Source organism: Peptoniphilus asaccharolyticus DSM 20463, assembly GCF_900176115.1.
Taxonomy (GTDB): Bacteria; Bacillota; Clostridia; order Tissierellales; family Peptoniphilaceae; genus Peptoniphilus; species Peptoniphilus asaccharolyticus.
The window spans coordinates 276307-291078 of the sequence record NZ_FWWR01000009.1; the positions used below are offsets into that span (position 1 = coordinate 276307).

The 14772-nt window shown below is 33.1% G+C and carries 15 protein-coding genes; all 15 read left to right on the forward strand.

Going from position 1 to position 14772, the window contains the following annotated elements; genetic code table 11:
• Positions 1-24 precede the first annotated feature (24 nt).
• The 15 genes from B8869_RS01930 (at position 25) to radA (ending at position 14768) form a co-directional block, all read left to right on the forward strand.
• Positions 25-1170, forward strand: coding sequence for a cysteine desulfurase family protein (locus tag B8869_RS01930; RefSeq protein WP_084230066.1), 1146 nt, complete (start codon positions 25-27; stop codon positions 1168-1170).
• Entirely contained in the window at positions 1170-2339 is a 1170-nt protein-coding gene (thiI, locus tag B8869_RS01935) for a tRNA uracil 4-sulfurtransferase ThiI (protein ID WP_084230067.1), read from the forward strand. The genes B8869_RS01930 and thiI overlap by 1 nt, the downstream gene beginning before the upstream one ends.
• Positions 2340-2342: 3 nt before the next feature.
• Positions 2343-2897 (forward strand): LemA family protein, encoded by a 555-nt coding sequence (locus tag B8869_RS01940; protein ID WP_084230068.1) that lies wholly within the window; start codon positions 2343-2345, stop codon positions 2895-2897.
• Positions 2898-2908: 11 nt separating this feature from the next.
• Positions 2909-3739, forward strand: coding sequence for a TPM domain-containing protein (locus B8869_RS01945; RefSeq protein ID WP_084230069.1), 831 nt, complete (start codon positions 2909-2911; stop codon positions 3737-3739).
• Between the two features lie 88 nt (positions 3740-3827).
• Positions 3828-4505: a DNA alkylation repair protein gene (locus tag B8869_RS01950; RefSeq protein WP_084230070.1), complete on the forward strand. Its 678-nt coding sequence runs from the start codon at positions 3828-3830 to the stop codon at positions 4503-4505.
• Between the two features lie 175 nt (positions 4506-4680).
• Entirely contained in the window at positions 4681-5211 is a 531-nt protein-coding gene (locus B8869_RS01955) for a helix-turn-helix domain-containing protein (RefSeq protein WP_084230071.1), read from the forward strand.
• Between the two features lie 9 nt (positions 5212-5220).
• Positions 5221-6252 (forward strand): ABC transporter ATP-binding protein, encoded by a 1032-nt coding sequence (locus B8869_RS01960; RefSeq protein ID WP_084230072.1) that lies wholly within the window; start codon positions 5221-5223, stop codon positions 6250-6252.
• Complete coding sequence (locus B8869_RS01965) at positions 6249-7076, forward strand: ABC transporter permease (protein WP_084230073.1); 828 nt, start codon at positions 6249-6251, stop codon at positions 7074-7076. Before B8869_RS01960 ends, B8869_RS01965 begins: the two co-directional genes overlap by 4 nt.
• A complete protein-coding gene (locus B8869_RS01970; RefSeq protein WP_084230074.1) occupies positions 7073-7852 on the forward strand; it encodes an ABC transporter permease in 780 nt (259 codons plus the stop codon). The genes B8869_RS01965 and B8869_RS01970 overlap by 4 nt, the downstream gene beginning before the upstream one ends.
• Before the next feature lie 10 nt (positions 7853-7862).
• Positions 7863-8906, forward strand: coding sequence for an ABC transporter substrate-binding protein (locus B8869_RS01975; protein ID WP_084230075.1), 1044 nt, complete (start codon positions 7863-7865; stop codon positions 8904-8906).
• A 156-nt stretch (positions 8907-9062) separates the two neighbouring features.
• Positions 9063-9518 carry a CtsR family transcriptional regulator gene (locus B8869_RS01980; RefSeq protein WP_084230076.1) on the forward strand — a complete coding sequence of 152 codons (456 nt, stop codon included), beginning with the start codon at positions 9063-9065 and terminating at the stop codon, positions 9516-9518.
• 10 nt (positions 9519-9528) lie between these two features.
• A complete protein-coding gene (locus B8869_RS01985) occupies positions 9529-10029 on the forward strand; it encodes a UvrB/UvrC motif-containing protein (protein WP_084230077.1) in 501 nt (166 codons plus the stop codon).
• On the forward strand, positions 10026-10997 hold the full coding sequence (locus tag B8869_RS01990) for an ATP--guanido phosphotransferase (RefSeq protein WP_084230078.1): 972 nt from the start codon (positions 10026-10028) through the stop codon (positions 10995-10997). Before B8869_RS01985 ends, B8869_RS01990 begins: the two co-directional genes overlap by 4 nt.
• Positions 10998-10999: 2 nt before the next feature.
• Positions 11000-13447, forward strand: a complete 2448-nt coding sequence (locus B8869_RS01995; protein WP_084230079.1) for an ATP-dependent Clp protease ATP-binding subunit — start codon at positions 11000-11002, stop codon at positions 13445-13447.
• The gene (gene radA / locus B8869_RS02000; protein ID WP_084230080.1) at positions 13419-14768 is read left to right on the forward strand and encodes a DNA repair protein RadA; all 1350 of its coding nucleotides are present in this window, start codon (positions 13419-13421) and stop codon (positions 14766-14768) included. The genes B8869_RS01995 and radA overlap by 29 nt, the downstream gene beginning before the upstream one ends.
• Positions 14769-14772 lie beyond the last annotated feature (4 nt).

A 14772-nucleotide genomic window follows, 5' to 3' on the forward strand; every position in this document is an offset into this window, starting at 1 on the left:
ATAAAATTTATAGGAAGTGTGTTTATGATATATTTGGACAATTGTGCTACCACTAAACCAAGAGAAGAAGTCGTAGAGGTTATGGTTAGAGCTCTTACACAAGACTATGCAAATCCATCAAGCTTACATAGTTTTGGACTTAAAATGGAAAAAGAAGTGAATGTAGCTAGAAAAAAAGTTGCAGATGCATTTGGAGCAGATGAATCTGAAATTTATTTTACTTCTGGTGGAACTGAGAGCAGTAATATAGCAATTCAAGGGTTTATTAAAAAGAATATAAAGAGACATAAAAAAGTAATAACTACAAAACTTGAACATTCATCAGTACTATTTCAATTTAGAAAGATGAAAGAGTTGGGAATAGAAGTGGTTGAGGTTGGAGTGGATACAAATGGTGTAGTCGACGAAAAAGAACTTTTAGCTGCGATAGATGAAGATACTTTTTTAGTTAGTTTGTTCCATGTAAACAATGAGATAGGTTCTATAAATCCTGTAAAGGACTTGATTTCAAAGATAAAAAAAATTAACAGAGAGATTATGGTCCACGTGGATGGAGTGCAAGCTGTTGGTAAGTTGGAAGTTAATTTACACGATATAGGTTGCGACAGCTACTCTATTTCAGCTCACAAAATTTATGGCCCTAAGGGTATAGGAGCTCTGTATTTAAAAAATGGAGTGAAAATTGACCCATTGGTAATTGGCGGTGGGCAAGAAAATGGCATGAGAAGTGGAACAGAAAACGTGCCGGGAATTCTTGGGTTTGGAGTGGCAGCTGAAATGGTTGTGAAGAATTTTAAATCAGAACAAGAGTCCATAAAAGCTTGCAGAGATAGATTATTAGAAAGATTACAAGAAATTGATGATGTAAAGATAAATTCTACAGACAAAGGTGTAAACAACATACTTTCTATTTCAGTTTTAAACACAAGGGGAGAAGTTTTGTTACACTCTTTGGAGAGAGATAATATATATATTTCGGTTGCTTCGGCTTGTACTTCTAACGGAACAGGTAAGAGCCATGTGTTAGATGCGATAAAGTTAGAACAAAAATATGTTGAAGGAACAGTTAGAATTTGTTTTTCTAAAGATAATACAGTGGAAGAAATTGATGAGTTTTTTGATAAATTCAAAGAATATGTAGAAGAATTAAGAGAAATAATGGTGAGATAATGGAAAAATTGATAAGCTTATCCCTTGGCGAAGTAATGTTAAAGGGAGACAATCGTAAAACTTTTATAAATAAGATAATAGGACAAGTAAAGAAGATAAGCAAAAATTTTCAAGATATATCTGTGTATCGAGATTTCGGGAAAATATATATAAATTGTCACGAAGAAGATATAGACGAAGTTATAAAGAAAGTAAAAAATATATTTGGGATAGTATATATTACGCCGACTTGGAAAATAGATAGAAATATGGAAAATTTCGAAGAAGCTGTGTTAGCAGTAGCGAAGGCTCAAGCAGAAAAAGGGTATAAGACTTTTAAGGCTAAAGCTAAGAGATCAGACAAGAGATTTGAAATTCAATCAGCAGATCTAAATCAAATGATAGGTGGTATAGTTTTAAAGAATACAGAATACAAAGTTGATGTTCACAATCCTGATTTTTATATTTACTGTGATGTAAAGGAACACATCTATCTATATTCAGAGAGATTTAAGGGAACAGGTGGATTGCCACTTGGAACAAATGGCAGAGGACTACTTCTTCTATCTGGTGGAATAGACTCACCAGTTGCTGGATATATGATGGCAAAGAGAGGTATATGCGTAGATGCAGTGCATTTCCATTCATATCCATTTACATCTGAAAGAGCAGAAGAAAAGGTACAAAAGCTTGCTAAAATATTGGGACAATATACAGGCACAATCAGAATGTATTCTTGCAATCTTTTAAATATACAAAAAGCTATAAATAAAAATTGTCCAGAAGATGAGATGACAATTTTATCACGTAGATTTATGATGAGAATTGCTGAAGAAATTTCTAAGCAATATGAATATGATTCTATAATAACTGGTGAAAACTTGGGACAAGTTGCTTCTCAAACAATAGGAGGATTAAATGTTACCAATGCAATACCAGATAGAGTAGTATTCAGACCTCTTATAGGAATGGATAAGGTAGACATAATAGAAATAGCTGAAAGCATAGGCACTTATGAAACTTCTATAATGCCATTTGAAGATTGCTGTAGTGTTTTCTTACCAAAACATCCTAAGCTTAGACCAACACGTAAAGGTGTAGAAAAATCGGAGTCAAAACTACAAGTTGAAGAGCTTGTCAAAGAAGCTATGAGTGAATTAGAAATAATTACTATAAAGCAGGAGGATTAATCAATGAAAAAAATAGTTGGAATATTAGTACTGTTGGTGGTTGCAGTTGGGTTATTGGCAGTGCCTAAGTACAATAGATTGGTTGCACTTGAAAACAATGTTGATTCAGCATTTTCACAAGTACAAGTTGTGATTAAAAGAAGAGCGGATTTAATACCTAATTTAGTGAATACAGTTAAGGGATATGCAAAGCATGAGCAAGAAACTCTTGAAAAAGTAATTCAAGCGAGAAATCAAGTGAATTCAGCTAACACACCAAAAGAGCTTGCTGAAGCTGAACAAAATTTGACAAAGGCAATAGGCGGCATAAATGTTGTAGTTGAAGCTTATCCTCAATTAAAAGCGGATCAAAACTTTTTAAACCTACAAGCTCAATTAGAAGGAACGGAAAATAGAATTGCTGTAGAAAGACAAAGATATAATGGCGCTGTAAAAGAATTCAACTTAGCAGTTAGACAATTCCCTATGAATTTATTCGCTGGAATGTTGGGATTCTCACAAAAAGATTATTTTAAAGCTGCACCAGCAGAACAAAACGCTCCAGAAGTATCATTTTAAGAGGTGATTGTATGAAAAGAAGAGTTGGAGTGAAAGTTTTACTCTTTATTCTTTTCTTGGCTACTTGTGTATTTACAAATGATGTGAGTGCATATAGTGAGTTACCTAAGGCAAGTCAGTTTAAAGGATATGTTTATGATGAAGTTGGAATTTTAGACGAAGACGACATTAGATATATAAATAATACCAATAGTGATTTGGAGGCTAAAACAGGCGGACAAATAGCTGTTGTAATAGTAAAGAGCCTTGGAGATACTACAGTTGAAGATTACTCTGTTGAGTTGTTTAAGCAATTGAGCATTGGAGATAAAAACAAGATGAATGGAACTCTAATGCTATTTGCAATTGAAGATAGACAACTGAGAATTGAAACGGGATATGGTTCAGAGGGATTTATCCCTGATATATATGCAAGACAAATTATAAATATAATGACATCTTATTTTCCTAGAGACAGCTTTGAGTCTAACCAATATCAAATGGGTATTTTAGAAGGATATAATCAAGTCATATCATATTACGAAAAAGAATATGATGTTAAAATTTCAAGTGCTAATAGACCGCAACAGAGAATAGAAGAAGATAATGGATTTAGCATAGGCGAAATAATAAGAATCATCATAATAGTCATGATAATAACCTCTATTTTCTCAGACGGAGGAAGAGGTGGAAGACGTAGAAGAGGAATATACTTCCCACCATATTTTGGACCATTTACTGGTGGAGGCTTTGGCGGATTCGGCGGAAGCTCAGGTGGCTTTGGAGGTTCCGGTGGATTCGGTGGAGGATTTAGAGGTGGCGGAGGCTCTTCCGGAGGCGGAGGCTCAAGCGGAAGTTGGTAAAAAACTAAATATGAAATATGAAAAGTGGTAGAGATTTTTACCACTTTTTCTTTATAATGAATACAATAATAATTTTAGGGAGATGACAATGGATATAACGAAGAAATTGTTTGGGTTACAAGATTTAGAATATGCAGAGTTTCAAAGTAAATTAGTGCCAACAATAGATAGAGAACTTTTTATAGGAGTTAGAGTGCCTGTGCTTAGAAAGCTTGCCAAAGAAATTATAAATGGCGAAAATCATCTTGAATTCCTAAATGAATTGCCACATAGATACTATGATGAAAATATGTTGCATTCCATAATTCTATCTGAGCTTAAAGATTATGATTTGTGTTTAGAGTTGGTAGAAAAATTTTTGCCGTATGTAGATAACTGGGCGGTGTGTGATAGTTTATCTCCAAAGTCTTTTTCAAAACATAAAATTGAGTTAATGGATAAGATTAGACAGTGGTCAAGCTCAAAAAAGGTATATACTTGCAGATTTGGTCTTGAGATGATTATGAAACACTTTATGGATGAAGATTTTAAAGAAGAATATTTGAAGATTCCACTAGCTATTCATTCAGAAGAATACTATGTAAATATGATGATAGCTTGGCTATTCGCAACGTCATTAGCTAAACAATGGGATAGCACAATATTGTTGATAGAAAATAAATCTTTAAGTATTTGGGTTCATAATAAAACAATTCAAAAAGCTTGCGAAAGTTTTAGGATAACAAAGGAGCAGAAAGTTTATTTAAGAGAATTAAAAATTAAGTAATGAGCTGAATAAAAGTCATGTGCTAATTAAAAAGAGTACATGATTTTATTTTGAGTTTAATTTATAAAACTCTTTAATTAATTTTTTAAATTTCATTGACTTTAAAATCCATATTAATTATAATCAAGGTTGTGTGAATTTAATAAAATAAGTAAAAAGTTTAGTGGTGGTGTACATGGATATAGGAAGTAAAATAAAGAATTTAAGAGTTCAACAAGAGCTGACACAAGAAGAACTTGCGGACAGATCTGAACTTACAAAAGGTTTTATTTCTCAACTTGAGAGAAATTTGACTTCTCCCTCAGTAGCCACATTAATTGATATTCTTGAAGCGCTGGGAACAACGCCGATTGAATTTTTTTCTTCGGATAAAGAGGAAAAAATTGTTTTTACGGCTGACGATCAATTTGTGAGTGAAAAGGAAGATTATATTATTAATTGGGTAGTTCCAAATGCGCAGAAAAATTTAATGGAACCATTGGTAATAGAACTTGAAAAGGGAGCGGAGTCAAAGAAAAATCCTCCTTTTGAAGGTGAAGTATTTGGATATGTTGAAAAGGGCAAAGTTAAATTAATATTTGGAGATAAAAAGTATAAGCTAAAGAGAGGCGATACTTTTTATTTTAAGGCAGATAGTGAATTTTATATTGAAAATGGAGACGCTTTAGCAAAGATACTAATGGTAAGTTCTCCGCCACATTTTTAAGGAGGATTCATGAGCGAATACGTAATAAATTTAAAAAATATCAATAAGAGTTACGGCGATGTACAGATTTTAAAGGATTTCAATTTACAAGTTGTAAAAGGTGAATTTTTGACACTACTTGGGCCAAGTGGGTGTGGAAAGACCACAACTCTTAGAATAATTGGTGGGTTTGAAACTCCGGAGTCCGGACAGGTTATATTTGAGGGAAAAGATATAACTAATCTTGAACCGTACCAAAGAAATATAAATACTGTATTTCAAAACTATGCATTATTTCCTCATTTAAATGTGTTTGATAATGTAGCTTTCGGTTTGAGAATTAAGAAGATGCCGGAAGACGAAATAAAAAAGAAAGTTGAAGCAACATTAAAGATTGTGAATCTTGCAAACTTCTCAAAGAGAAAAATTACTTCACTTAGCGGGGGGCAACAACAGAGAATTGCCATTGCAAGAGCTCTTGTAAATGAACCTGAAGTCATATTGTTAGACGAACCTTTGGGAGCGCTTGATTTAAAACTGAGACAAGAGATGCAAGTTGAGCTTAAAAAGATACAACAAGAAGTTGCCATAACTTTTATATATGTAACTCATGACCAAGAGGAAGCTCTTTCAATGTCCGACAAAATTGTGGTAATGAATGAAGGAAGGATTGAGCAATACGGCACTCCTATAGATATATACAATGAGCCTAAAAATGCTTTTGTAGCTGACTTTATTGGAGAAAGTAATATAATTTCTGCGGTGATGAAAGATGATTATAAAGTTGAATTTTTAGGAAATGTATTTGACTGTGTGGACATGGGATTTTCAAAGAATCAATCGGTAGAAGTTGTTGTGAGACCTGAAGATATAGACCTTGCAGAGACAGGAATGATATATGGAACTGTTATCTCTCAAGTATTTAAAGGTGTTCACTATGATATAGAAGTTCAAGTTGGAGATTATATAATGCTTGTTCAATCTACAGATAGCAGAGAGATAGGCTCAAGAGTTGGAATAAGCGTTGACCCTGATTTGATACATGTAATGGGTGAAAAATGAAAAAATATTCATATATATACGCACTATGGGCGGCAATGTTTATAGTTTTCCCAATAGTTTTAATATTTATGTATTCATTTAACGGAAGTTCTTCTATGGGATTTGAAAACTTTGAGTTTTCATTTATAAATTACAAGAATTTCTTCGAACCATTATATTTAAAGATTTTGGGAATATCTGTTGGAGTTGCATTCATCTCCACAATAGTATGCCTTTTAATAGGTTATCCTGTAGCCTATATAATAGCCGGTTTAAAACCGAGTGTAAGACAAAATGTAATACTGCTATTTATAATTCCTATGTGGATGAATTTCCTATTGAGAACTTATGCATGGCTTACAATTTTAGGAAATAATGGACTTTTAAACAGAGCTTTTGCACTGATAGGGCTTGGGCCATTTGATTTAATGTATAACATGAATGCGGTAATGATAGGTATGATTTATAACTTCTTGCCTTTTATGGTACTTCCTATCTATACAATTTTATTAAAAATAGACAAAAATCTTTTAGATGCTGCAAGTGATTTGGGAGCTAACAAATTTAAAGTATTTACAAAAGTAATATTCCCTCTATCTCTACCGGGAGTATACACTGGTATAACAATGGTGTTCATACCTGCTATATCAACATTTGTAATTTCAAATTTGCTTGGAGGACACAATATATACCTTGTTGGAAACTTGATAGACCAACAATTTTCATTCACTGGGAATTGGGGATTCGGTTCAGCGGTTTCAATGATACTTATATTTATTCTCCTTATAATTATGGGAATTAATAAAGTGTTTGATAAAGATCACGAAGGAGGTAATATATTTTGAGAAAAATAATAGATAAGTTTTATCTTGTTCTAATTTTTATATTTTTATATGCTCCAATAGTGACTTTGATGGTATTTTCTTTTAACAATTCAAAGTTGAAAGGTAAGTGGGCCGGATTTACATTGAAATGGTACAAAAATTTATTTTCAGACCCAGTTATTTTAGAAGCTTTAAAAAACACTTTAATAGTTGCCTTAATAGCGACAGTGGTTGCAACAGTATTGGGAACTATGGCGGCAATAGGTATAAATGAGTTAAGAGGTTTAAAAAAGAGTGTACTTTTAGATGTGAACTATTTACCGGTTTTAAATCCTGATATAGTTACAGCTGTTTCACTTATGGGTTTATTTGGATTTTTAAATTTAAAATTTGGCCTTTTGACAATGACAATTTCGCATATTGTTTTTTGTACACCTTATGTAATTTTATCTGTGTTACCTAAACTCGGACAGATGGATAAGAATACTGTGGAAGCGGCACTTGATTTAGGGGCTAAACCGGCACAAGTTGTAACAAAGGTTATAATTCCTCAAATAAAACCTGGGATAATAACAGGAGCTTTAATGGCATTTACACTATCATTAGATGATTTTGTGGTAAGTTATTTTAATACGGGACATGGAGTGTCTAATCTTTCAATAACTATATACTCTATGGCACGTAAAGGTATAAATCCGTCAATTAATGCAATGTCTACAATAATGTTTATAGCTTTGTTGATATTGTTATTAATAATAAACAGAAATCCCGGAAACAGGGAAGATATGAATTTTTAAGGAGTGTTAAATGAAAAAGATTTTGGTATTGCTATCAATGATGGCTATGATGTTGTTAGTGGCATGTGGTGGAGAGACTAAAGAATCCATCAATGTTTACAATGCAGGAGAGTATATTAATCCTGAAACAATAAAGATGTTTGAAAAAGAAACTGGAATTAAAGTTGTATATGATACATTTGCATCAAATGAAGACTTATATGTAAAGCTTACTCAAGGTGCGGATCAATACGATGTTGTAGTTCCATCTGACTATATGATAGAACGTTTAATAAAAGAAGATAGACTTGAAAAAATAGATTTTTCAAAGATACCTAATTCAGAAAAAATAAATCTTCAATTTAAAAATCCTGAATATGATGCAACAAATGAATATAGTGTTCCTTATTTTTCAGGAACAGTAGGGATAGTTTATAACAAGACTATGGTGGCTAAGCCAGTAACTTCTTGGTCAGATCTTTGGGATGTGTCAAACAAGGGACAAATAATCATGTATGATTCTCAAAGAGATTCTATAGCAGTTGCACTTGCAAAATTAGGATACTCTTTAAACTCTACAAAGCCTGAAGAATTAGAAGCAGCTAAAAAAGCCTTAATAGAACAAAAACCTCTTGTTTCAGCATATCTAACAGATAATGCTAGAGATGTTGTTGTGCAAGGTGAAGCAGCTATGTCAGTTATGTACTCAGGAGATGCCGCTCTTATGATAAGTGAAAATCCAGATTTAGACTATGTTGTTCCATCTGAAGGTTCAAATCTTTGGGTAGATGCATTTGTAATTCCTAAGGGAACAGAACACAAAGAAGCAGCTGAAAAATTTATCGACTTTATGTCTAGACCAGAAATCTCAGCTAAAAATGCAGAATATTTACTTGGATACACATCACCAGTTGATGGGGTTAAAGAATTCTTACCTGAAGAACTTTCAAAATCAGAAGTAGCTTATCCAGATTACTCAAAGCTTCCTAAGTTGGAAACTTTCAGAGATTTAGGAGATGCAGTAGATTTATACGATAGAGTATGGACTGAAGTTTCAGCTACAATGAGCAAATAAATATCTAAGACCAACTTTGATAAGTTGGTCTTTTTAATGTATTAGAACAGTAGATAACTTTACAAATCCATAGTTTAGTGCTATGATATTTAAACAATTAAAAATGGGTAAAAATTTTTTTAATCAAAAAGGCAAAGATGGTCAAAGGATGATAAAATGGCAAAACTATCAAATTCAATTGAAGAATTTATAAATACATTATTGGAAGATGGCGATGGAACTCTTGAAATACAAAGAGCTTTAATCGCAGATAGGTTTAATTGTGCTCCATCTCAAATAAACTATGTTCTAACTACTCGATTTACACCATACAAAGGTTACTATGTCGAGTCAAGACGTGGTGGTGGAGGTTATATACGGATTGTAAGGGTTCAAGTTGAAAATCCGAAATCTACGCTACAAGTCTTTATAGAAGAGATAGGAGATTCTATAACAAAGGACAAGGCCGACCAATTAATTGATGAACTTTTAAAGAGAGAATACATCAACAGAAGAGAATACGAAATTATTAAAGTCGGCATAAGTGATAGGTCGCTTGGAATGAGTGGAGATTTTAAAAATGAAGTCAGAGCAAGTATTTTAAAGAATATGGTACTTGTTGTGTTTAGTTAGGGGGTAATCTATGCTTTGTGATAACTGTAAAGAGAATGAAGCTATAATTTCATATACTAAAATGTCTGGCAACAATGTAGAAGAAGTTCATTTGTGTGCAACTTGCGCTGAAAAGAAGATGAAGGAAGATTTGATATTTAATCAAGCTATAAGCAGTCAAGTGGATTCATTTTTAAAAGAACTTTTTAAGTTGACCGGTAATTTTGACAAGGAAGCAGTAAAGAAAGCTTGTAAAAAGTGTGGAACAACCTTCGATGAACTTGAAAAGAATCATTTAGGATGTGAAGAGTGCTATGAAACTTTTAGCGCAGAGCTTTCAAGTATGTTAAACAGCTTAAAATATACTTCAAAACACAAGGGCAAGATACCAAAGTCAGCTGACAGTTCTATCTTGATTAGAAGAGAAGAAGAAGAGTTGGAAATAAATTTGGCAGAAGCTGTAGAGAGAGAAGAATATGAAAAAGCTGCGATTTATAGAGATAGATTAAAAGAGATAAGGGAGAATAGATGATAGTTCTAAAAACAGAAGTTAAAATTTTTAGAAATATAAGTGGTTTTAATTTTGTAGATAAATTGGATTCAGATTCAGCAGAACAAATAGAGACAGAAGTGACCGATGCTTTAAATCCTCTTGAATATGAATTCAATAAGACTAAAAATATGAATTCTCTCGACAAACTCAAGTTATATGAAGTCAATTATGCAACAGGAGATCTTTTTAAAAATGAAATGATTTCCGGAATATATACTAGCCATGGGAAACCTACAGTTTTTCTAAATGATTCGGACCATATTGTAATTCAAAGTGTTTCAAATGAACTCAATTTGGAAAGATTATATGACAATGTGGATAAATTAGATGATTTTTTATCTGAGAAAATCAATTTTGCATATTCTGAAAAATTTGGATTTTTAACATCCAATCCCAATATATGTGGTAACGGGATGAATGCAAGTGTTACTTTACATTTGCCGGCTACTGCATATTTTGGAAATGATTCTTTAATAGGAAGTTTGGAGCGCCTTGGATACAGAGTAAGTAAGTTAAATAGTGATAGAGGGATGATAAATTCAATACTTAAATTATCACCGGATAGAACTATAGGCGTAACTGAATCAGAATATATAACTAAACTTAATAATATAACTAAAGAAATTGTGGATATGGAGGAACAAAACAGAAAGAGACTTTATCTAGACCATTCAATAGAATTAGAGGATATAGTCAATAGAGCTTTTGGTACTCTATCTTATTGTAGAATGATAAGTGAAACAGAAGTAATAGAGAAACTATCTGATTTATTTATGGGTATAGAGTTATCTATAATAAAACCAAAGATAGATTTAAATTTAGCTGATACTATAGCTAAGTTTAAGAATGGGAGACTACAAATTCAAAGTGGTTCTCTTTTAGATATGAAATCTAGGAATATACTACGAGCTAAAGAAGTAAGAAAGATGATGAAGGAGGTCTTTTAAAGATGAATATATTTGGAAAATTCACTGAAAAAAGTCAAAAGGCCATATTATTTGCACAAAATGAAGCTAGGGATGCAAGACTTAATTATGTTGGGTCAGAGCATCTAATGCTTGGAATAATAAAAGAAGGTACGGGAACAGGAGCCAGGATTCTAAAGGGCTTGGGGTTGACGTACGAAAATGTAAAGTTGGCAACTTATGAGATAGTGACAAAGGGAAATGAAGTAGTTACGGGAAATTTAATATACACTCCTAGAACTAAGAAAATTTTTGAGTTATCATACCAAGCTGCAAAAGAAGATGAACTTGAGAATATAGGTACAGAACACATACTACTTGGGATTTTAAGAGAAGGACAAGGTATAGCGGTTTTAGTTTTAAAAAGACTCGGTATAGATGCTAAACTATTAGAAGAAAGTATTTTAAACACTGAAATAGAGGATGAAGACTTAGATGAAAATGAAGACAACGAGTCAGCATTAAATAAATATACTACAAATCTTAACAAAAAGTCTGAAGAGGGTAAAATAGACCCTGTGATAGGCAGAGAAGCTGAAATAAGAAGAGTGGTACAAGTCTTATCTAGAAGAAAGAAAAACAATCCTGTCTTAATTGGTGAGCCTGGAGTAGGTAAAACTGCTATAGCAGAGGGATTGGCACAAAAGATAAACGAGGGCAAAGTACCTGAAATAATGGCAAACAAAATCATAAGAACTTTAGATGTTTCCGGTCTTATCGCCGGAGCAAAGTACAGAGGAGATTTTGAAGAAAGACTTAAAAATGTAGTAAATGAAGCTATAGAGGATAAAAATACAATTCTATTTATAGATGAGTTGCACGTTATTATAGGAGCGGGAGCAGCAGAGGGCGCTATGGATGCATCAAATATACTAAAGCCTATGTTGACAAGAGGTGAGCTACAAATAATAGGGGCAACTACTATAAATGAGTATAGAAAGCATATAGAAAAAGACACTGCATTCGAAAGAAGGCTTATGCCAATTAGCGTAAATGAGCCTTCAATAGAAGATTCAATTAAAATCATCACCGGATTAAAAGATAAATACGAAGAACACCACGGAGTTTCTATACCGGATGAAGTTATAGAGAGTGCAGTTAAATTGTCTAACAGATATTTAACTGATAGATTTCTTCCGGATAAAGCCATAGATTTAATAGACGAAGCTGCTTCAAAACTAAAGATACAACTATATAAAACTCCTGATTATGTAAAAGAATTTGAAGATAATTTGAGGGCAATTGAATTTAAGAAAAACAAGGCTGTTGAGGAACAAGATTTTGAATTAGCAGCTGAGCTTAGAGATGAAGAGAGAAACATCAGAAGAGATTTTGAAAATAGAAATAAAGAAGAAAAAGATGCAGGGGATAGACCTGAAATAACTAAGGAAGATATAGCTAATATTGTGTCAGAATGGAGTAAAGTGCCAGTGACTAAGATGACACAAGAAGAAAATAAAAAATTAGTGGATTTAGACAAGAATCTAAAAGAGAAAGTAAAGGGACAAGACCAAGCTATAGAATCCATATCTAAGGCCATAAAAAGAGCTAGGATTGGACTTAAAGACCCTAACAAGCCAATAGGCAGCTTTATATTTGTAGGGCCTACAGGGGTGGGTAAGACCTACCTTGCCAAGAAACTATCTAATGAATTATTTGGATCAAAAGATAATCTTTTGAGAATAGATATGTCAGAATATATGGAAAAGCATACAGTTTCAAAATTAGTCGGTTCTCCTCCTGGATATATTGGATATGATGAAGGTGGACAATTGACAGATGCTGTTAGAAGCAATCCATATACAGTAGTGTTGTTTGATGAAATTGAAAAAGCGCATCCTGACGTATTTAATATGCTACTTCAAATTTTGGACGAAGGTCGTTTGACTGATTCTAAGGGAAGAACAGTTAGCTTCAAAGATACTGTAATAATTATGACTTCTAATGTGGGAGCTTCAAGACTTAGAAATAAGAGTTCAATGGGATTTTCTACAGGAGATAAATCTAAAGAAGAATATGAAAACATGGTTAAAATAGTAAAAGAAGCTATGAAGCAAACTTTTAAACCAGAATTTCTAAACAGATTAGATGAAGTTATTGTATTTAGAGAATTGGAAGAAAAACAAATCACAGAAATTGTGAAGATAATGCTTGTTAAGTTACAAGATAGATTTAAAGAAATGGGCATAGAAGCTGAATTTACAAATAAACTTGCGACATATATTGCCAAAGAAGGTTATGACCCAGAATTTGGAGCTAGACCACTTGAAAGAGCAATTAGAAGTAAGGTTGAAGACATTCTTGCTGAAAAATTTCTTCAAGGAGAATTTGAAAGAGGAGACTCAATAAAAGTTGATTACAATAGAAAAGTAAGTGTAAAAAAACTTAAAGGGGCAAAGAGAGATGAAGAAAAAGACACTGTACAAGTGTAGCTCTTGCGGATACACTTCAAATGGTTTTTTTGGCAAATGTCCTGGATGTGGAGAATGGAATACCTTAGTTGAAGTGGACGAGACGCCAAAGTCATCCAAACTTAGCGAAAAGGTAGAAAATGCCAAACCACTTGGTGAGATACAAGCTAGAGGTTCTGAAAGAGTGCTGACAGGCATTGAAGAATTTAATAGAGTTATGGGAGGTGGAATTGTAAAAGATTCCATCTCTATAATAACTGCCAAGCCAGGTGCTGGGAAATCTACACTCTTACTTCAAGTTGCCAATGACCTTGCGACAAAAGGTTTAAAAATTCTATATGCTTCAGGAGAGGAATCGGAGTCTCAAATAAGAAGTAGAGCAGATAGAATTTTAGATAAGATATCGGATAATTTATTTGTCTACTCTACAAATATTATGGACTACTGTTTGGAAGAGATAGAGCGAATAGATCCTGATTTCATAATCATAGATTCTATACAGACTTTTATTTTAAAGGAAATTCAATCAAGGCCGGCAACTCCAACACAAGTTATGGAGTGTGCTCATAAAATGGTGGAAGTGGCAAAGGGAAGTCGACCTAGAATGGTATTCTTAGTCGGACAGATGACTAAAGAAGATGAACTTGCCGGAGTCCGTGCATTAGAACATCTTGTTGACACAGTAATCTTATTGGAAAGTGAAAATAATGAACAACTTCGTTCTTTAGTGGCGACTAAAAACAGATATGGCTCTACAGGGGAGATGGGATTTTTTATAATGGATGAAAAAGGTTTAGTGTCTTTGGACAATCCATCAGAATATTTTATGACAGAGAGAAAACAGGGCGAAGAATTGCCTGGTTCGGCACTATCTGTAGTAAAAGAAGGTACAAGACCAATAATACTTGAGATAGAAGCTTTGGCATCTACAAGTTTTTTACCTTATCCATCAAGAATTTCTGAATGTATGAGAAGAGAACATTTAAACACTTTGATTTCAATTTTAGAGCAGAGAGCAAACTTAAAGTTGATGGATAAAAATGTAGTCATAAAGACTACAGGAGGTATAAAATTAAAAGAGACAGCTTCCAATTTAGCTGTAATGATTAGTATATTTTCATCTTTAAAAAATATAGCTATAGATACTAGCACTATATTTATAGCAGATGTTGGACTTACAGGTGAGCTAAAAGGAGTTCCATCTCTTGATGAGAGGCTTAGAGAAGCAGAGAGAATGGGATTTAAGAGAGCGTTTATAGCTCCGATAAAACATAAAAAAACTAAACTTGAAATAGTTGAATGTAAGACTATTTCGGAAGTGATAAATAAATTGCAGAAATAAAAGG